Below are 18,371 nucleotides of genomic sequence, written 5' to 3' on the forward strand. Positions count from 1 at the left end.
ATTAGCACCTTGCATTTAACGTTTTAAGTTTACCATAAATCATAACACATTAAAGATGTCCTTAAGAAAGGTAATAAGAGAAATTGTATATAAGCCCAAAAACATCCTGGAGCTCATTCAGCTTAAGGCTAAAATAAAGAACAGCACCGGAAAACTCCAGATCATCATCGGGGCACATACCACTGATTATAAGGATTGGTTACCTACAAACATTGAGAATCTTAATTTGTTGGAGATTGCTTCGTTTGACAATTTATTTGGCGATAAAAAAGCTGACCGCTTTTTAGCCGAGCATGTTTTTGAACATATCAGCTACGACGATGCGATAGTTGCTTTAAAAAACTGCAACAAATACCTTAAAAAAGGCGGAGTGGTTAGAATTGCTGTTCCAGATGGTTTCCACCCCAATCCAGACTATATAAACATGGTAAAACCAGGTGGACATGGAGAGGGCGCTCATGACCATAAATTATTATATGATTATAAAACGCTATCAAAAGCATTCGAAGAGTCAGGCTATCGCGTAAATCTTTTGGAGTATTATGATGAGAATGGTCAGTTCCATTTTAATGAATGGGATAGTAAAGATGGGCACGTGATCAGATCTAAAAGGTACGATAAACGTTTTAATGAACCACTGGGTTATTCGTCTTTAATTGTAGAAGGTATAAAAGATTAGATTTATGCAAACCTTTGCTCCCATAGCATTATTTGTTTACAATCGTCCTGAACATACTGCGCGAACAATTAAATTTTTACAGCAGAATGAACTTGCATCTGAAAGCAGGCTATTTGTGTTTTCTGATGGATTTAAATCGGAGGCCGACGAAAAGAATGTGCTTGAAGTAAGGGAATTGCTTAGAAATATTGATGGGTTTAAATCGGTAGAGATTGTAGAGCGCAAGGAAAATATGGGGCTTGCCAAATCGATTATCATTGGGGTAAGCAAACTCATAAAAGACTACAAGCAAGTAATTGTTTTTGAAGACGATCTGATCACTTCACCTTATACCTTAACGTATTTCAATGAAGCATTAAGTCGGTACCGCGATGAAAGCAAAGTAATGCATATTGGCGCTTATATGTACAATTTAAAGGATGCTGATTTACCTGAAACCTTCTTCTATCGTGCTGCCACCAGCTGGGGCTGGGCTACTTGGGAACGCGCATGGGACCACTTTGAGCCAAACATAGATACCCTGATGGCTAAGTTTGACAAATCAGCAAAAAGTGCCTTTTCTATTGAGCATACGATGAATTTCTGGAAACAGATGGAAGACTTTAAAAGCGGCAGGAACAATTCGTGGGCAATAAGATGGTACGCTTCCATATTTTTAAAAGGAGGATTAACGCTTAATCCCTCTCAATCGCTGGTAAACAATATAGGTCATGATGGATCAGGCATACATTCGGGGATTAACGATATTTACAATGTCATCATCAATCCGAAACCTATCACCCAGTTTCCTGATACGATAGCCGAAAGTCCTGCTGCATATGCAGCCATCAAGGGTTTCCTGAAAAACAGAAAAGGAACCTTATGGGATAGATTGAAACGTTACGTAGTACAGCGAATTAAGTAAAATCTAAGGCTTTCTTGCTTCTAAAATAATGTAAGGCGAAAGCTGTTTGGAATTGAAGGGGAATACTTTGGTGAAGATTTTACCAGCCAGCCACAGTGATTTTTTTAACAACCTTATTCCTGCCGGTTTTTGCTGCTGATTCTCTAGCCATAAACTAAAATGACCAAAATATTTGGCTTTTACCACCTCTAAACCCGCTTGTTTACAAATGTTTTCGAGCAGCCTGGGATCCATACAATCAATATTGTGCTTGTCGTAATTCTCCTTATCAAAGTTCTTTTGAAACCAACCGTTTAAAGCTTTAAAATTAGGCAGTGTAATAAACAGAGTTCCCCCTGGTTTTACAAAATTAATATGCCTGTTAATGATGTCGGCAGTATCATTAAAATGCTCAATAAGACCACAAGATAAAACAAGATCGTATTGTTGCTCCGGCACGTAATTAAACAAATCCGTTTCAATAATATGGATATCCGCTTCGTTTAGTTGATTGGCCTGCAATAAAGAGTTGGTAACCGGTGGGTGCACAAAATAATCGAGCAGGGTAACATCAAGTTTAAAATACTTCTTCAGAAACACGGCATAATATCCGGGGAAACCACCCAATTCAATAGCCGTTTTAACTTTTTGGCCATTAATGATGTCTGCGAGTTCTTTATGAAAAAGATAGTCCTCGGGAATACTAACCGATAACCCGGTCTTGCTTTCCCAATAATTCACCCAAAACTGTCTGTCGGTTAACAGGTTACCCATATTGCTTTTTTTGTTCTTATAAATAGACGATCATTACAGGACTGTTGCCTAAAGTCTGTAAAAAATCAATTCTGACGAAAATACACAAGAATTTAATAAAGATTGAAAATATATATTATTTTAGGCTGCATAACCGTTTAAAAAGAAACAATTATCTAAGTTTGATTCATTGAAAGTAGTACACCTAAATACATACGAAGGTAATGGAGGCGCCGGAAGGGCCTGCCTCAGATTAAGTGATGCACTAAATGCAAGTGGCATCGAATCTAAAGTAATGGTTTACTTTCAGTTCAGCGAAAGCACAAAAACGGGAACTTTTAGTAAGGGGCCCTTTGCAAAAGCAAAAGCCGTGTTTAATATCCTTTCTGAACGTTATTTATCTAAAGCCGTAGCCAAAGCTGTGAAAACACCTTTCTCGCTCCAATGGTTTGGCACTTCAGTAATTGACCATCCGACAGTAAAAGAGGCTGATATTATACACCTGCACTGGATTAACCATGGCTTCTTATCTCCAAAATTCCTGGCAGAAATTGATGAGTTGGAGAAACCAGTAGTTTGGACATTTCATGACAGTAACGCATTTACAGGTGGTTGTCATGTACGTTACTCATGCGAAAATTACTTTAAAGAATGTGGGAACTGCCCTTTACTTAGGTCGAGTGGTAAAAATGATTTCTCGCACAAAACATGGTTGCGTAAGAAAAAAGCTTACTCGGAATTAAACTGTCATATTGTTGCCCCAAGCAGATGGATGGCCGATTCAGTTAAACTGAGCAGTTTAATGGGATTTAGAGAAGTAACGGTTATCCCAAACACAATTGAGACTGAGGTTTTTAAACCTTATGTAAAATCTGAAGCCAAAAAAATACTTAAGATAGATCCAAAGAAATTTGTACTGATGAGTGGTTTTATGCCGTCTAAAAATGACAAGCATAAAGGCACATCTTATTTAATAGATGCGCTAAATGATCTTGCAACAAGACCGGGGATTATTAAAGAGAATATAGAACTGGTGATTTTTGGCAATAAGGATAGTGCCGAAATGCCGGAGTTTCCGTTTAAGACAACATTTCTAGGCACCATTAGCAATGACGCCCACCTGGCCAAGTGCTATTCGGCGGCAGACGTATTTATAACCCCCTCCCTTGAAGATAATCTGCCAAACACAGTAATGGAAAGCTTATCGTGCGCAACGCCTGTAGTGGCCTTTAAAACAGGCGGGATACCAGACATGGTAAAACATCTTGAAAATGGGTATCTGGCAGAATACGAGTCATCTGAAGATCTTGCTACAGGGATAGAGTGGCTATATCACGATGAAAATGCGCCTGAAATTCAGAAAGAAGCAAGAAGAACAATTTTAAATCAATTCTCTGAGCAAGTAATTGCAGAAAAACACTTATTATTGTATCAGTCACTGATAGATTTACAACCCCGATAATTTTTTAGATTCAGAACCGCATGCAGCCAAAGTTAAGTGTTATTACTATCGTTTATAATAATGTAAAGGATATTGAACGCACCATGCTTTCTGTGCTGAATCAAACCTATCAAAACATTGAATACATCATTATTGATGGCGCTTCAAAGGATGGTACTGTAGAAAAAATCTATAATTATAAATCGAGGTTAGCCCAGTTTATCTCTGAACCCGATAAGGGCATATACGATGCCATGAATAAAGGGCTAGCGCTTGCAACCGGGGATTATGTGCTTTTCATGAATTCCGGGGACGAGATTTATGCACCTGAAACAGTAACCGAAGTATTTCAGAGTGCTGCATCGGCAGATATTTATTATGGTGAAACTGAAATGTTTGACCAGGACTGGATCAGCTTGGGCCAAAGACGACACCATGCACCTGAGCACTTTGACTGGCAAAGCTTCAGGTATGGAATGAGTATAAGTCACCAGGCCATCTATGTTAGAAGAAGCCTGGCAGAGCCTTTCGACTTAAAATACAAGTATAGCTCCGATATTGACTGGATCATTAAAGCTGCCAAACATGCTTCGAGTATTGTGAATACACATATTTACGTGGCCAAATATCTGGTGGGCGGAATTTCTAAGAAAAAGCATCTGGCTAGTCTTAAAGAGCGGTTTCACATCTTCACAAAGTATTACGGTCTAATTCCAAACCTGATTAATCATATTTTTATCGGGATTAACCTGGCTCAGTATTTTATCCGTCACCGCAGAACCAACGATTAGTTTCATAAATGCCTTTTTTGCGTCAAATATCGTTACCTAAAATAGATGCACCTGATTATCCATTTTCTATCCCTGCGTTTAAGGAAGGAGTACTGTTAAAAATAAACAGCAATGTTACCTTTTTTGTTGGAGAAAATGGTTCAGGCAAATCTACCTTGCTGGAAGGACTTGCAGAACATTGTGGATTTAACCTGCGCGGAGGAAATCGCAATCATAACTTAAATACCGGACATAATTTTGAGGGCTATGAAAATCCATTAACACAACATCTGGGCTTACAATGGATACCCAGACGTATTACTGAAGGATTTTTTATGAGAGCAGAAAGCTTCTTTAACTTTGCAGATTACATAGATGAAATAGCCCTATCTGATCCCAGGATATTTGAGGCGTATGGAGGAAAATCGCTTCATCATCAATCACATGGAGAATCATTTCTGGCTCTTTTTCAAAATCAGTTTCAGAGTGGAATTTATATTCTGGATGAGCCTGAGGCTGCATTATCACCAACCAGACTGATGACCTTTATGTCAATCATTAATAATCTCGAAAGATCGGGAAGGGCGCAATTTCTGATTGCGACTCACTCCCCGATGCTTCTTTGTTATCCTAATTCACAAATCTTTAATTTCGGCGAAGACGGACTAAAAGAGACCTGCTACGAAGAAACGGAGCATTACCGTTTAACCAGAGGTTTTCTGGAAAATCCGGATGCCTACTTCAGGTTTTTATTTGAATAGCCAGATTACGGATTTGTAGACCAAAGACCTGCTTCTTTTACAAATACCCTTCTGTTTAATTTTAACTGGGCAACAACCAATTCGGCAAAGTCTTCTGGTTGCATCACCTTATCGGGATTTCCGTCAGTCAATTTGAGATCCTTAGCCATATCGGTTGCAATGGTACTTGGCAATAGCGTGCTTACGCGGATGTTGTGCTTACGCACTTCCTGCATTAACGACTCTGACATTCCTATTAAACCAAATTTTGAAGCGCTATAGGCACTGGTTACTGCCGCGCCATTTTTACCTGCTGTAGATGATATATTAATAATATCACCGGTTTTTCTTTCTATCATTTCAGGTAAAACTGCCCTGGTGGTGTAATAAGCACCAAATAAGTTTACTTTAACAATCTCTTCCCATCTTGACGGTTCCAACTCCAGGAAAGGCCCAAAAGAAGCAGTTCCGGCATTATTAATTAAAATGTCAATTACACCCAATTCAGATTTAACCTTTGTAACCGCGTCATTCACATTTTCAATATCAGAAACATCGACTGTAGCAATTGCTGTTTTAACCCCATATTGCTTTAATTCCTCTGCAAGAATTTGTAAATCCGATATTGTTCTGGCCATTAGACCTATATTGACGCCTTCCTGTGCCAAAGCAATAGCCATTGCTTTTCCTATTCCCTTACCTGCTCCGGTAATGATTGCGTTTTTACCTTTTAATGATTCCATAGTATCTTTTATTAAAATTCAAAAATAACAAAAAACAAAAGCCTGTTTCTTGCGAAACAGGCTTTATGACTTATCAATAGAAAATTTCCTATTTATACAATTTTATTAAGCTTACGCGCAGCTTCAGTTAAGTGAATTTTACGTAAACGCATGCTTAACGGTGTTACCTCGATGTACTCATCAGCCTGGATGTATTCCATAGCTTCTTCCAAAGAGAATTTAATTGCCGGAGCAATACGCTGACTATCATCTGTACCAGAAGCACGCATGTTAGTTAAAGCTTTACCTTTTACAATATTAACTACCAAGTCATTATCACGGATGTGCTCTCCTAAAATTTGTCCTTCGTAGATATCTACTCCCGGATCAACAAAGAAACGACCACGATCCTGTAATTTATCAATTGAATAAGCTGTAGTGCTTCCTTTTTCCATAGAAACCAATACGCCATTCAATCTACCAGGGATAACACCTTTCCAAGGTTCGTATGCTTTGAAACGGTGGGCCATAATCGCTTCACCACCTGTAGCAGTTAACACGTTATTTCTTAAACCGATAATACCACGTGCAGGAATATCAAATTCTAAATGTTGTAAATCTCCTTTTGGTTCCATGATCAATAACTCTCCTTTACGTTGTGTTACCAATTCAATTACCTTACCAGCAACTTCACCCGGTACATCAACGATTAAGGTTTCGATAGGCTCACATTTTTTACCATCAATTTCTTTGATGATTACCTGCGGCTGACCAACCTGAATTTCATATCCTTCGCGACGCATGGTCTCGATCAATACTGATAAATGGAGGATACCCCTTCCGTACACCAAGTAAGAATCAGGAGACTCAGTTTCTACAACTTTAAGTGCAAGGTTTTTCTCAATTTCTTTGTATAAACGCTCTTTTAATCGCTGAGACGTTACGAATTTACCTTCTTTTCCAAAAAACGGTGAGTTATTGATTGTGAACAACATGTTCATTGTTGGCTCATCAATTTTGATTACAGGCAATTGTTCCGGAGCTTCGAAATCAGCAATAGTATCACCAATGTCAAAACCATCAATACCTACCACTGCGCAGATATCACCTGATTTTACTTCAGTGGCACGGATTTTTCCTAAACCTTCGAAAGTATATAATTCTTTTACTCTTGATTTTACCATTTTACCATCACGTTTAATCAAAGTAACCGGTTGGTTTTCTTTAATTACGCCACGGTGTACACGACCAATTGCAATACGACCTACGAAAGATGAATAATCTAAAGAGGTGATTTGCATTTGTAAAGTACCGTCGTTTGTTGGCGCAGCAGGAATTTTCTCAACAACTGCGTCTAAAAGTGCGAAAATATCTGTTGTAGGTACTTTCCAGTCAGTACTCATCCATCCTTGTTTAGATGAACCGTAAATTACTGGAAAATCAAGTTGCTCTTCTGTTGCTTCTAAGTTGAAGAACAATTCGAAGATCTGTTCGTAAACTTCTTCAGGGCGACAGTTTTCTTTATCAACTTTATTTACAACAACAATAGGTTTTAGACCTAAAGCTAAAGCTTTTTGAGTTACGAAACGTGTTTGAGGCATGGCACCTTCAAAAGCATCACACAATAACAATACACCATCAGCCATTTTCAATACACGCTCTACCTCACCACCGAAATCGGCGTGACCAGGGGTATCGATAATGTTGATTTTAACGTCCTTATACTGAACCGAAACGTTTTTTGACACGATGGTAATACCGCGCTCACGCTCCAAATCATTGTTATCAAGTATTAAATCTCCCGATTGTTCGTTATCGCGGAAGATTGAACAAGAGTGTAAGATCTTATCGACCAGTGTAGTTTTACCGTGGTCAACGTGGGCTATGATAGCTATATTTCTTATTTTTTGCATAAAATGCTACTAATTTTTGGCGCAAAGATAAGATTAATTATCGAGATTTCAGTACATTAGTTAAGAGGCATTTAACTCTTTTTAATTTTAAACAATGTATACCTTCAGATGTTTCATATATACTAAATTACAACGGTGATGAGCAAAACAAAAAAAACCGATAAACAGAATCCGCCAAAAGTGGACCAGCACAATAAAACAGGACTAGATGAGTGGAATGACCGTTTGGATGAAAACTGTGAAAATGAACACGAGGGCAATGAGCTTGCTGACGAAAAAGCAAGAGATTATTCCTATAAAGCCGGAAGTGGAGACCAATCGGACGAAACCATAGATATTCAAAAATAAGTTCCTTTAAATGTCAAAAAAAGCAATATTACTTGGTGCGAGTGGATTGATAGGCAACAACTTATTGGCACAACTACTGGATAACCCTAGTTATAGTGAGGTGCTTGCTATTGGGCGAAAAAAGTTAAATATTGAACATCCAAAGCTAAAAGAACTGATTGTTGATTTTGATCATATAGATCAGTACGCAGCAGGTATTACCGGAGATGTGGTATTTTGTTGTTTGGGCACCACAAACAGTAAAACCCCGGATAAAGTACAATATAAAAAAATTGACTACTGGTACCCTTTAGACATTGGCTCGATTGCGCAAAACAATGGTGCTACTTCATATCATTTGATCTCTTCAATGGGTGCAGATATCAATTCATCCTTATTCTACCCCAAAACCAAGGGAGAGGTAGAAAGAGATCTAAAGGCGATCCCCTTCAAAAGCATTTATATTTATCGCCCTTCGCTGCTTGATGGTGATCGCAAAGAAAAACGCTGTGCAGAAAGAATTTTGATAGGTCTGATGCGTCTGCTCAACCCAATCTTAATTGGTGGTTTAAAAAAATACAGAAGCATCAAAATTGAAACTGTTGCCTCAGCAATGCTTAAAGAATCATTAACTGATAAAAAAGGTGTATTTATTTACTCTTCGGATCAGATTCAGGCACTCGGACAGATTTAAAAAAGATTCTTTTTCCCAAAAGCCCAAATCAGAAATGGCGACATGGCTTTGGCCCAGGTCTTTAATTCGTGTTTGCCTCCGACCATTTCATAGTACGCGATATCATCAGGTCTCTTGTAGCCTTTCTTTAAAAGCTCTTTGATCACATCAATGGTATCGTCAATGGAATCGATGATAAAGTTTTTATTTCGATCGGCAAGCTCATCTTCAGTACCTGTCATCAGCCAGAACTTTAATTCCGGTTTGACCTCCGTATCAATAATTCGCTGATGCAAAATACGATCGCTATCTGTATAACCATCTTTAAGGTCTTTTTTACGCCACCAGAATGATCCTGAAAAAACACCGACAGCATCAAAGTAGTTATCATTGTTCCAGGCAATATCAAACGCGGTTAATCCGCCAAGCGAGAATCCCCCAAAAGCACGCTTCCCATTTATCGGAAACTCAACTGTGGTTTGTATGAAAGGAATAAGCTCTTTAATAATGAAATCTGTATAAGCCTGCGCTTTGCTTCCCCTATCCTGAAAATCAGGTACACCAGCAACTCCGTATTCTTGTAAACGATCTTTTGAAGCTTTTATAGCCACCACGACCAGGGGTTCTATTTTGTTTTGGCCATAAAGGGCAGCAAGTGTGTGTTGCAACGCTAATTCTTCTGTATCCTGACCATCGTTTAACAACAGCAGATTTAATTGTTCATTCCCCAAAAGGTTGTCTGGAACAAAGATTTCAAGCTCTACTCCTCTTTTAAGATGTTTAGATGGTATGGTTTTTTCAGTTTTAATAACTTCCGGAAGTGTTAGTGTAGTATACATAATTCAGCAATTTCCCTTCTCTCAAATGCACTGCAAAAGTAATACTCTTATTAAAAATTAAAATAATTGGTGTGTAATTTTATATCAAACAGACATTTAGCATAATATGAAGGGCTTTCGCTGCGTCAAAAAATGTAAAAATGTAAGGTGTGTTTTTCAGCATGGTTATTGTAGAAATATTCATTAAATTTGTGTTTAACTGAAATAATTAAGGTATGACCAGCTTGACTCTTTATGCAAAACTAGAAACACTTCCACCTGATCTTAAATCGGAGGCGAATGACTTTATCGATTTTTTGATGGAAAAGGCGAAGAAAAAAGATCATAAGGCTGGTGTCGCTAAATTTGGCAGTCTAAAAGGTAAGATCACGTTGTCTGATGATTTTAATGCCCCTTTAGAAGACTTTAAGGAGTATACGTAATGGCATATCTGCTGGGTACCCATACTTTTCTTTGGTTTTTGAATGGAAGTGATGACTTATCGGCCAAAGCAAGAAAGACTGTTGAAGACAATAGGCAATTGAACTATGTCAGTCTTGTTTCATTTTGGAAAATTGCCATTAAGAGTAAGTCTTGGAAAGCTGGAACTAGGCATTTCTTATGAAGAGTTACAGCTCCAGGCAATAAAAAATGGCTTTGAATTTCTTCCCCTAACTTTTGAACATTCCGCCGGCTTGATTGGTTTGGAATTTCATCATCGGGACCCCTTTGATAGAATGATCATCTCTCAAGCTATTGTTAAAGGGTTGACAATTGTCGGAAAAGACCAAAATTTCCTAAATACCCTGTAAAGCTTCTTTGGTAATGCTTCTGGATCTGACTTTGATATAAGGGGCCTTTTATGCTGTTTCCTGAATTTATTGTTCTTTTGTCGGCGCATATGTTGTATCGCTACTGTGCACAGGGTTTACGATTTGATTTTCTTTTATTCCTAGGGGTGTCTCCCCATAATTCCAAATTGGAGCATTCTTTCAATTGACCAATGTCACCGATGCCCCCCTTGAACTTGTTTAAAACAAATCCCTACAATTATGTTTCGAATATTCATTTAGCCTATATTGATCCTTAAGGATTAGACACTAAGAGCAGAAAGATACTTACCATTAGAACCATTGACATTACAAGTATCCAATTGACAATACCGTTATAAAATGATGAAGGCAATATATTGCTATTATTACTTGCTCTACACAAAGCACCTCCAAAAGATCTGTTAAAGCTACAATGTTTTTCTTCTTTGGCGGCGTTCTAGATGTTGCGGGGGGAACTATAAATGATATTTAGTGTAAGAAATAAGCAGGTTGCTTGCTTTTAACATTCTTTATTTCTTATCTTAAAGCATCTAAATTTTACCGGATGAAAGAGGAATATAAAAAGTGGCACAGCAATAACTTAAGTGCCGATTTTGAATTGCTCGCTTTTGGGCACAGCGGCTATCCAATCCTCCTTTTTCCTACCAGTATGGGGAGGTATTTTGAAAATAAGGACTTTAAAATGATCGAATCTATTCAGTGGTTTATAGATGAAGGGAAAGTTAAGGTTTACTGTGTTGACAGCATTGATGGTTTGAGCTGGTACAACAAAGGCATCCATCCGGCCGACAGGGTAAAAAATCATATTTGTTACGACAAGCTATTACTGGAAGAGGTTTCGACAATGGCCCGTCAGGAAACAGGGCATTCCAAAATCATCACTGCAGGCTGTAGTTTTGGAGGATATCATGCGGCAAATTTTGCTTTCAGGCACCCATGGCTGGTCAGCCATATGTTTAGCCTGAGTGGGGTTTTTGATATTAGATCGCAATTGGACGGATTTTATAATGATGAGGTTTACTTTAATAATCCGGTAGATTTTTTACCAAATGACAATAATCCGGAGCTATGGAACATGAAAATAATACTGGGTACAGCTGAAAGAGATATATGCAAGCCAGATAATGAACGATTGTCGCAGATTTTAACCGATAAGGGAATTAACCATTGGCTGGATGTGAAAGAGAATGCAGATCATGACTGGCCCATATGGCGAAAGATGCTGCCGGAATACCTATCACAATTATCATTTAACTAAAAACATCTAAAATATATACCATGAAAAAAATCGGAATACTGTTCGGCAAAGAAAGATCTTTCCCCGAGGCTTTTGTAAAGCGCGTAAACGAGATTGCAGGAAAGGACATTAAAGCCGAATTTGTAAATATTGATAAAATATTTCAGGCTAAAGCATTGGACTACGCTGTGATTATCGATCGAATATCTCAGGATGTTCCTTTTTATCGTTCTGCGCTAAAAAACGCGGCGATTACAGGAACCGCCGTAATAAACAATCCCTTTTGGTGGAGTGCCGACGAAAAGTTTTTTAATAACGCATTGGCCGTAAAAATTGGAGTTCCTGTCCCTAAAACGGCTTTGATACCTTCTTACGAACAACCTGATGACACCTCTGACGAATCGTTCAGCAATCTGGCATTTCCCTTGGATTGGGAGGCTATTTTTGAATACACAGGTTTCCCCGCATATATGAAACCTTTTGATGGCGGAGGGTGGAAAGAAGTTTACAAGCTACATGATATGGAAGATTTTTTTGATAAGCATAGTCAGACAAAAAAGACAGTGATGATGCTTCAGGAAGAAATCGTTTTTGAAGAATATTTTAGGTGCTATTGTATCGGTGGCAAATATGTTCGGATAATGCAATATGAACCGCGTAATCCTTTTCACCTGCGCTACCAGGTAAACACCCCTCCTTCGAGCGAGAAATTATTAAAAACCATTCACGACTATGTGATAAAACTGAATCAGTTTTTGGGTTATGACTTTAACACCGTAGAATTTGCTGTACGTGATGGAATACCCTATGCCATTGATTTCTGTAATCCGGCACCTGACGCTGAGGTAACCAGTGTTGGCCAGGAGAATTTTGATTGGGTTGTTGAAACCTCGGCACAGTATGCAATAGAAAGAGCAAAGGCTCAAATCGACGGGCAAGACAATTTAACATGGGGAGCGTATGTTAAAGCCTCGGCGGCAGGGTTATCATTAGACGGTAAAACCAAACCTAAAAAAGCTCCCGCTACAAAAAAATAATCAGGGATAAACAGGAGGGAATGAATTATGATGAATGAATTTACGCTTGGTGTAGAAGAAGAATACATGGTGGTTGATCCGGTAACCCGTGAACTTACCTCACATGATCAAAAAATAGTTGAAGCGGCTCAAAAAATACATAAAGATCAGGTTAAAGCTGAAATGCATCAGGCTGTTGTAGAAGTAGGAACAGGAATTTGTAAAAACACGGAGCAGGCACGAGCCGAAATCTCGCAATTAAGGTATACGGTTTCGCAGCTGGCAGGGGAGCAAGGGTTAAGAATTGGTGCGGCAGGCACACATCCTTTTTCCCATTGGGAAAAACAGCTGATCACTGAGCATCCACGTTATAGTGAAATCGTAAATGAGTTGCAGGAGGCTGCAAGATCCAATCTGATTTTTGGCTTACATGTACATGTCGGTTTCCAATCCAGGGAGCTTGCCATTCATATTGCAAATCAGGTGCGCTATTTTTTACCGCATGTGTTTGCCCTATCTACCAATTCCCCCTTCTGGGAAAGCAGGAACACGGGATACAAATCTTTTAGAACTAAGGTGTTTGATAAGTTCCCCAGGACGGGCATTCCTGATATTTTCAATAGCATTGAAGATTACGACAACTATGTTAAGCTGCTCATTAAGACCAATAGCATTGACAATGCCAAAAAAATATGGTGGGACATCAGGGTACACCCTTTCTTTGAAACCATAGAGTTCAGGATTTGCGATTGTCCAATGTTGATTGATGAAACCATGGCTTTTGTAGCCTTATTTCAGGCCCTTTGTGCCAAGTTGTATAAACTACGCCTGCAGAATATGAAATTTATCAGCTATTCCAGAGCCCTGATAAATGAAAATAAATGGAGGGCTGCCCGTTACGGCATTGACGGGAATCTAATTGATTTTGGTAAGGAGATGGAGGTAAACTGCAGAAATCTGATATTGGAATTACTGGATTTTATTGACGATGTGGTAGATGATCTGGGCTGCAGAAATGAGATCAACTATGTACTTAAAATACTTGAGAATGGAACCGGGGCTGATAGGCAATTGGCTGTTTACGAACAAAGTGGTAACTTTGAGGCCGTAGTAGACTACATTACTACTCAAACATTAATTGGGGCTAAGCAGTGAGCATAATAGATAGAAATAAGATTAGGGTTGCCGTAATTGACATGAATAATGGCGTGACCAACCAGGGGATGCGTGGGATACAGGAAATCTTGTTGCGCTATCGCGTGGAGAATGATATAGATCTGGGGTATGATATTTTTGACTTAAGACAGCGGGGAGAAATCCCTGATGAGCATTATGATATCTATATTTCAAGCGGGGGCCCGGGAAGTCCCTTTGATGGTGTGGGGGAAAAATGGGAAAGTGACTTTTTTAACCTGCTAGGTAAAATAGAAACCCATAATCAGATCAGCCAACAGAAAAAACACGTTTTTTTAATCTGTCACTCTTTTCAAATGGCTTGCAGAAAGTATCATGTTGGAGAAGTGATCAGACGAAAATCAACCGCTTTTGGCATTTTTCCTGTGTTTTTAACGGAAGAAGGGGAAAATGATTTAATTTTTAGTGGTTTACCTAATCCATTATATGCTGTTGACAGTCGCGACTGGCAGGTGATAAATCCTGATGATGTGCTATTTTCCAACTCGCAGGCCAAGGTCTTGGCTTTGGAAAAAGAAAGACCACATGTTGATTTGGAACGCTGTGTAATGTCGGTTCGTTTTACCAACGAAATAATCGGAACACAGTTTCATCCCGAGGCAGATCCTGTTGGGATGAAAATGTATCTGTTACAGGATGATAAGAAGAAAGCAATTACCGAGAGTTACGGGCAGGAAAAATATGAAGACATGTTGTCAAGTCTTGACAATCCTGATAGAATTAAACTCACGCAGAGTGTTATTCTGCCTAACTTTTTAACTGAGGCATTAAATGCCTTACAGGAAGCGTAACTATGATTAGCAAATACAGGGGCCAGTTTAACAGTTCCTTCACGGAACAGAAGTACAAAAGCTTTTTAAAAATTCTGGAATCCGGATTAACAAGCATCCCTTTTAGAGTTGCCGAAACTCCTGTGTTTATTCCTTCAGATCTGCAGAAGAAACTAATTGATGCAGGGGAAGAAATCATAAAACTCATAAAGCAGCCTGACTTTAAGGCACTTACTAAAGATGCTATTCCCTCAAATTGGAATGTTCCAAATGAAAATGAACACCCGCATTTTTTAACTTTCGATTTTGGGATATGCAAGGATGCAAATGGTCTTTTGACACCAAAGCTAATTGAAATGCAGGGTTTCCCCTCCTTATATGGATTTCAGCCTGAGCTGGGGAGGGTTTATAAGGAGTCGTATGAATTGCCTGCGGCTTTAACCCCGTTTTTTAATGGATTGGATGAGCAGAAATACGTTAGCCTACTTAAAAGGGTAATTATTGGCGATTACGCACCTCAGGAGGTAGCACTAATGGATATTGATGCGCCGAATCAAAAAACAGCAATTGATTTTTTAATTACCCAAAAATATTTAGGTATAAAAATTTTGAGCCTGACAGATATCTTTAAAGAAGGGAATGCGCTATTCTATAAAGAGGAAGGAAAAAAAATACGGTTAAAAAGGATTTACAACCGATTGATTTTTGATGAAGTTGAAGATAAAACAGCTCTTTTTGAGCAATGCTTTGATCCCCGATCAGAAATTGATGTGGAATGGATCACACACCCAAACTGGTTTTACAGGATCAGTAAATATACCATGCCCTTTTTGAAAAGCGAATTTGTACCAGAAACTCATTTCCTAGATACGTTAACTGAAATCCCTTCAGATCTCGAAAACTATGTTTTAAAACCCTTGTTTTCTTTTGCAGGCATGGGTGTGATTATTGATGTAACAAAAGCGGACATCGCTGAAATTAAAGACCCGAAGAATTGGATACTTCAGCGAAAAGTTGTTTATGAGCCCATTGTGCAATCGCCGGATGGTGGGGTAAAACTGGAAATCAGATTGATGTATTTATGGGCGGATGGCCAGGAGCCCCAGTTGTGCATTAATTTAGCACGCTTAAGCAGAGGAAAAATGATTGGCGTGAGATACAATAAAGACTTTGATTGGGTTGGTGGCACGATTGGCCTTATGGAAAAGTAAATTTACAATTAACAGACCTGCGAGAAGCAGGCATTAACTAATTTTGGGATATGGATATTCAGACTATTCTGGTAATTATACTGTTTGCGGGGGCATTATTTTATGTTGGCCGCATCGTTTATCGCTCAATAGCACCTAAAAATGGTGGCTGTGGTTCCAACTGCAAGTGTGGCGTAGATTTTTCCAATGTTAAAATAGACAAGAAATAGATTTTATCTATGACAGCCTTACTTGAGCCATTTAAAACTTATTTAAAAAACAAAGTAGCGATAACTGATGAGCAGTTTGGCCTCATTTCTGACAAACTTAAAGTAAAAACCTTCGATAAAAACGAGATGATCCTGATGAAGGGCGAAGTTTTATCTCATGGCTTTTTTGTTTTAAGTGGTCTGTTACGCAGTTATTCAATAGATAGTAAGGGGAAGACGCATATCATTCAGTTTGCCCCCGAACAATGGTGGCTTTCGGAACGTAACGGGATGTTCAATGAAGCATCAGAGTTTTTTATTGATGCCATTGAGCCTACAACAGCTATTGCAGTAAACAAGGATTTTATGAATGATGCTGCAAAGCATGTTCCCTGCATGAGTGACCTTAATAGCACCATGCTCAATAATTCCATCCGGTTTATGCAGAAAAGGATCAATATGCTTTTAAGTGCTACAGCCGAAGAACGCTATCTGAATTTTATAAAATTATATCCAAATCTTACCTTAAGGGTGCCACAGTGGATGATTGCCTCTTATTTAGGCATTACACCTGAATCATTAAGCAGGGTCCGTAAAGACCTGGCGCATAAGCATTTTAAACCTTAGTGTTTTCTTATCATAGGTCAATGTGGGGCCAAACATCTGTTTGTAATTTTGTGTTGTAATTAAAGAACAACTTAAAAAAACAATATTATGGCAACTACACAATGGGTTTTAGACCCGACCCACAGCGAATTACAATTTAAAGTTAAACACTTAATGATTACTACTGTAACCGGTAGTTTGCACCTGATCAGCGCGACATTAACTTCAGAAGGTGACGATTTCGAAAACGGAAAGGTTACTTTTGAAGGCGAAACCTCCTCTATCAATACCGGAAACGCTGACAGAGACAATCACTTAAAAAGTGCTGATTTTTTTGATGCAGAAAATTTCCCTAAAATCACTTTTGAATCTACCTCATTAACAAAAGACGGTGATGATTACATTTTAAATGGAAATCTGACAGTTAAAGGCGTTACCAAACCGGTAGAATTGAATGCTGAATTTGGTGGTATCGCAACTGATCCATGGGGCAATACAAAAGCTGGTTTTACGCTAAGCGGCAAAATAAACAGAACTGATTTTGGCCTAACATGGAATGCGGCATTAGAAACTGGTGGTGTTATGGTTAGTGAGGCAGTAAAAATAGCAGGTGAATTACAGTTTGTAAAACAAGCCTAAACAATTAAAACCAAGCATCCATAAAAAATTAAAGAGAAAAATGGAAGCAAAAACTAAAACGGTGTCGGCCATTTTAAATGCGCCGGCACCTCATATGGTTGGCGATGGCTTTAGGGTGCACAATTTTTTTCCGAAAGGTTATAAAATTAAAATGAGTCCATTCTTTCTGCTGGACTATAACGCCAGGATAGAATTCTCTGCACGTAACGAGCCCAGAGGTGTAGGTGTTCATCCTCATAGAGGGTTTGAGACGGTAACCATTGCATACCATGGCGCAGTTGCACATCATGACAGCGCAGGCAACAGCGGTGTAATTTATCCCGGTGATGTGCAATGGATGACCGCTGGAAGTGGGATATTACATAAAGAATATCATGAAGAGCAGTTCAGTAAAAAAGGCGGAGCCTTTCAAATGGTTCAGTTGTGGGTGAATTTACCTGCAAAAGATAAAATGACCTCACCAAGGTATCAGGATGTAAAGCATAGCGAGATGGCAAAATACAATCTGGAGAATGGAGCTGGTGAAATTGAGGTAATTGCAGGTGACTATAACGGGACCAGAGGGTCTGCAACCACCTTTACCCCACTTAATTTATTCAATGCCCGGCTAAATGAAGGAGGCAAAGCATTTTTTAATTTTCCTGCCGGACACAATACTGGTTTTGTAGTTATAGAAGGTCGTGTAAAAATTAATGATACTGAAATTGCCAAAACTGATCAGTTTGTTCATTTCAAAAATGACGGTTCGATAATAACAGCTGAGGCCTTGGAAAACTGCATTATCCTGATATTAAGCGGCGAGCCGATAAATGAACCGATTGCTCAGTACGGACCTTTCTTAATGAACAAGCCAGAAGAGGTACAGCAAGCGATAAATGATTACAACCAGGGTAAATTTGGATACCTTGACGAATAATAGGTACTTTTTTGATTTTTAGGAAACCGGAAAGCTTTACAG

At 38.8% G+C, this 18,371-nt stretch carries 22 protein-coding genes; 18 read left to right on the forward strand and 4 right to left on the reverse strand.

Annotated features, from left to right (window positions below):
- Positions 1-55 precede the first annotated feature (55 nt).
- Positions 56-679, forward strand: a complete 624-nt coding sequence (locus AC1DDK_RS17835) for a class I SAM-dependent methyltransferase (RefSeq protein WP_288883087.1) — start codon at positions 56-58, stop codon at positions 677-679.
- A gap of 4 nt (positions 680-683) precedes the next feature.
- Positions 684-1,583: a glycosyltransferase gene (locus AC1DDK_RS17840; RefSeq protein ID WP_288883085.1), complete on the forward strand. Its 900-nt coding sequence runs from the start codon at positions 684-686 to the stop codon at positions 1,581-1,583.
- A 3-nt stretch (positions 1,584-1,586) separates the two neighbouring features.
- Here the strand turns inward: AC1DDK_RS17840 and AC1DDK_RS17845 are convergent, their stop codons facing one another.
- Positions 1,587-2,336 (reverse strand): class I SAM-dependent methyltransferase, encoded by a 750-nt coding sequence (locus AC1DDK_RS17845; RefSeq protein ID WP_337716925.1) that lies wholly within the window; start codon positions 2,334-2,336, stop codon positions 1,587-1,589.
- Between the two features lie 169 nt (positions 2,337-2,505).
- On the opposite strand from AC1DDK_RS17845, the gene AC1DDK_RS17850 reads away from it, so the two are divergent.
- Genes AC1DDK_RS17850 through AC1DDK_RS17860 form a run of 3 tightly spaced genes read left to right on the forward strand, consistent with a single transcriptional unit; the run spans position 2,506 to position 5,287 of the window.
- Positions 2,506-3,777: a glycosyltransferase family 4 protein gene (locus AC1DDK_RS17850; RefSeq protein WP_288883082.1), complete on the forward strand. Its 1,272-nt coding sequence runs from the start codon at positions 2,506-2,508 to the stop codon at positions 3,775-3,777.
- Positions 3,778-3,797: 20 nt separating this feature from the next.
- Positions 3,798-4,547: a glycosyltransferase family 2 protein gene (locus tag AC1DDK_RS17855; protein ID WP_172662114.1), complete on the forward strand. Its 750-nt coding sequence runs from the start codon at positions 3,798-3,800 to the stop codon at positions 4,545-4,547.
- A gap of 8 nt (positions 4,548-4,555) precedes the next feature.
- A complete protein-coding gene (locus AC1DDK_RS17860; protein ID WP_337716927.1) occupies positions 4,556-5,287 on the forward strand; it encodes an AAA family ATPase in 732 nt (243 codons plus the stop codon).
- A gap of 5 nt (positions 5,288-5,292) precedes the next feature.
- Here the strand turns inward: AC1DDK_RS17860 and AC1DDK_RS17865 are convergent, their stop codons facing one another.
- Positions 5,293-6,009 (reverse strand): 3-ketoacyl-ACP reductase, encoded by a 717-nt coding sequence (locus AC1DDK_RS17865; protein WP_337716929.1) that lies wholly within the window; start codon positions 6,007-6,009, stop codon positions 5,293-5,295.
- A gap of 92 nt (positions 6,010-6,101) precedes the next feature.
- Positions 6,102-7,901, reverse strand: coding sequence for a translational GTPase TypA (gene typA / locus AC1DDK_RS17870; protein WP_337716930.1), 1,800 nt, complete (start codon positions 7,899-7,901; stop codon positions 6,102-6,104).
- Positions 7,902-8,039: 138 nt separating this feature from the next.
- On the opposite strand from typA, the gene AC1DDK_RS17875 reads away from it, so the two are divergent.
- A complete protein-coding gene (locus AC1DDK_RS17875; protein WP_337716932.1) occupies positions 8,040-8,249 on the forward strand; it encodes a hypothetical protein in 210 nt (69 codons plus the stop codon).
- A gap of 10 nt (positions 8,250-8,259) precedes the next feature.
- Positions 8,260-8,922 (forward strand): oxidoreductase, encoded by a 663-nt coding sequence (locus AC1DDK_RS17880; protein WP_337716934.1) that lies wholly within the window; start codon positions 8,260-8,262, stop codon positions 8,920-8,922.
- Here the strand turns inward: AC1DDK_RS17880 and AC1DDK_RS17885 are convergent.
- A complete protein-coding gene (locus AC1DDK_RS17885) occupies positions 8,919-9,740 on the reverse strand; it encodes an alpha/beta hydrolase (RefSeq protein WP_288883075.1) in 822 nt (273 codons plus the stop codon). The genes AC1DDK_RS17880 and AC1DDK_RS17885 overlap by 4 nt on opposite strands.
- 215 nt (positions 9,741-9,955) lie before the next feature.
- Between AC1DDK_RS17885 and vapB the strand changes: the two genes are divergently transcribed.
- The 11 genes from vapB (at position 9,956) to AC1DDK_RS17940 (ending at position 18,329) form a co-directional block, all read left to right on the forward strand.
- Positions 9,956-10,162, forward strand: coding sequence for a type II toxin-antitoxin system VapB family antitoxin (vapB, locus tag AC1DDK_RS17890; protein ID WP_288883074.1), 207 nt, complete (start codon positions 9,956-9,958; stop codon positions 10,160-10,162).
- A gap of 105 nt (positions 10,163-10,267) precedes the next feature.
- The gene (locus AC1DDK_RS17895; RefSeq protein WP_288883073.1) at positions 10,268-10,531 is read left to right on the forward strand and encodes a type II toxin-antitoxin system VapC family toxin; all 264 of its coding nucleotides are present in this window, start codon (positions 10,268-10,270) and stop codon (positions 10,529-10,531) included.
- A 565-nt stretch (positions 10,532-11,096) separates the two neighbouring features.
- On the forward strand, positions 11,097-11,810 hold the full coding sequence (locus AC1DDK_RS17900; RefSeq protein ID WP_337716936.1) for an esterase family protein: 714 nt from the start codon (positions 11,097-11,099) through the stop codon (positions 11,808-11,810).
- Between the two features lie 20 nt (positions 11,811-11,830).
- Entirely contained in the window at positions 11,831-12,826 is a 996-nt protein-coding gene (locus tag AC1DDK_RS17905; protein ID WP_337716938.1) for an ATP-grasp domain-containing protein, read from the forward strand.
- Between the two features lie 27 nt (positions 12,827-12,853).
- Positions 12,854-13,960 (forward strand): carboxylate-amine ligase, encoded by a 1,107-nt coding sequence (locus tag AC1DDK_RS17910; RefSeq protein WP_337716940.1) that lies wholly within the window; start codon positions 12,854-12,856, stop codon positions 13,958-13,960.
- Entirely contained in the window at positions 13,957-14,790 is an 834-nt protein-coding gene (locus tag AC1DDK_RS17915) for a type 1 glutamine amidotransferase (protein WP_337716942.1), read from the forward strand. Before AC1DDK_RS17910 ends, AC1DDK_RS17915 begins: the two co-directional genes overlap by 4 nt.
- A 2-nt stretch (positions 14,791-14,792) precedes the next feature.
- Complete coding sequence (locus AC1DDK_RS17920; RefSeq protein WP_337716944.1) at positions 14,793-15,980, forward strand: hypothetical protein; 1,188 nt, start codon at positions 14,793-14,795, stop codon at positions 15,978-15,980.
- A 50-nt stretch (positions 15,981-16,030) separates the two neighbouring features.
- Positions 16,031-16,189 carry a FeoB-associated Cys-rich membrane protein gene (locus AC1DDK_RS17925; protein ID WP_172662124.1) on the forward strand — a complete coding sequence of 53 codons (159 nt, stop codon included), beginning with the start codon at positions 16,031-16,033 and terminating at the stop codon, positions 16,187-16,189.
- 9 nt (positions 16,190-16,198) lie between these two features.
- On the forward strand, positions 16,199-16,795 hold the full coding sequence (locus AC1DDK_RS17930) for a Crp/Fnr family transcriptional regulator (RefSeq protein ID WP_172662125.1): 597 nt from the start codon (positions 16,199-16,201) through the stop codon (positions 16,793-16,795).
- An 87-nt stretch (positions 16,796-16,882) separates the two neighbouring features.
- Positions 16,883-17,413 (forward strand): YceI family protein, encoded by a 531-nt coding sequence (locus tag AC1DDK_RS17935; protein ID WP_172662126.1) that lies wholly within the window; start codon positions 16,883-16,885, stop codon positions 17,411-17,413.
- Positions 17,414-17,453: 40 nt separating this feature from the next.
- Positions 17,454-18,329: a pirin family protein gene (locus AC1DDK_RS17940; protein ID WP_337716946.1), complete on the forward strand. Its 876-nt coding sequence runs from the start codon at positions 17,454-17,456 to the stop codon at positions 18,327-18,329.
- The last annotated feature ends 42 nt before the right edge of the window (positions 18,330-18,371 follow it).

Source organism: Pedobacter sp. 05T44 (assembly GCF_056395985.1).

Excerpts from the sequence above, each read along its gene's own strand:
- AC1DDK_RS17940 (WP_337716946.1), top strand. The coding sequence starts at position 17,454 with ATGGAAGCAAAAACTAAAACGGTGTCGGCCATTTTAAATGCGCCGGCA.
- AC1DDK_RS17840 (WP_288883085.1), top strand. The coding sequence starts at position 684 with ATGCAAACCTTTGCTCCCATAGCATTATTTGTTTACAATCGTCCTGAA.
- AC1DDK_RS17920 (WP_337716944.1), top strand. The coding sequence starts at position 14,793 with ATGATTAGCAAATACAGGGGCCAGTTTAACAGTTCCTTCACGGAACAG.
- AC1DDK_RS17885 (WP_288883075.1), bottom strand. The coding sequence starts at position 9,740 with ATGTATACTACACTAACACTTCCGGAAGTTATTAAAACTGAAAAAACC.
- AC1DDK_RS17865 (WP_337716929.1), bottom strand. The coding sequence starts at position 6,009 with ATGGAATCATTAAAAGGTAAAAACGCAATCATTACCGGAGCAGGTAAG.
- AC1DDK_RS17860 (WP_337716927.1), top strand. The coding sequence starts at position 4,556 with ATGCCTTTTTTGCGTCAAATATCGTTACCTAAAATAGATGCACCTGAT.
- AC1DDK_RS17910 (WP_337716940.1), top strand. The coding sequence starts at position 12,854 with ATGATGAATGAATTTACGCTTGGTGTAGAAGAAGAATACATGGTGGTT.
- typA (WP_337716930.1), bottom strand. The coding sequence starts at position 7,901 with ATGCAAAAAATAAGAAATATAGCTATCATAGCCCACGTTGACCACGGT.
- vapB (WP_288883074.1), top strand. The coding sequence starts at position 9,956 with ATGACCAGCTTGACTCTTTATGCAAAACTAGAAACACTTCCACCTGAT.
- AC1DDK_RS17880 (WP_337716934.1), top strand. The coding sequence starts at position 8,260 with ATGTCAAAAAAAGCAATATTACTTGGTGCGAGTGGATTGATAGGCAAC.
- AC1DDK_RS17845 (WP_337716925.1), bottom strand. The coding sequence starts at position 2,336 with ATGGGTAACCTGTTAACCGACAGACAGTTTTGGGTGAATTATTGGGAA.
- AC1DDK_RS17895 (WP_288883073.1), top strand. The coding sequence starts at position 10,268 with ATGTCAGTCTTGTTTCATTTTGGAAAATTGCCATTAAGAGTAAGTCTT.
- AC1DDK_RS17925 (WP_172662124.1), top strand. The coding sequence starts at position 16,031 with ATGGATATTCAGACTATTCTGGTAATTATACTGTTTGCGGGGGCATTA.
- AC1DDK_RS17935 (WP_172662126.1), top strand. The coding sequence starts at position 16,883 with ATGGCAACTACACAATGGGTTTTAGACCCGACCCACAGCGAATTACAA.
- AC1DDK_RS17875 (WP_337716932.1), top strand. The coding sequence starts at position 8,040 with ATGAGCAAAACAAAAAAAACCGATAAACAGAATCCGCCAAAAGTGGAC.
- AC1DDK_RS17930 (WP_172662125.1), top strand. The coding sequence starts at position 16,199 with ATGACAGCCTTACTTGAGCCATTTAAAACTTATTTAAAAAACAAAGTA.
- AC1DDK_RS17900 (WP_337716936.1), top strand. The coding sequence starts at position 11,097 with ATGAAAGAGGAATATAAAAAGTGGCACAGCAATAACTTAAGTGCCGAT.
- AC1DDK_RS17855 (WP_172662114.1), top strand. The coding sequence starts at position 3,798 with ATGCAGCCAAAGTTAAGTGTTATTACTATCGTTTATAATAATGTAAAG.
- AC1DDK_RS17835 (WP_288883087.1), top strand. The coding sequence starts at position 56 with ATGTCCTTAAGAAAGGTAATAAGAGAAATTGTATATAAGCCCAAAAAC.
- AC1DDK_RS17905 (WP_337716938.1), top strand. The coding sequence starts at position 11,831 with ATGAAAAAAATCGGAATACTGTTCGGCAAAGAAAGATCTTTCCCCGAG.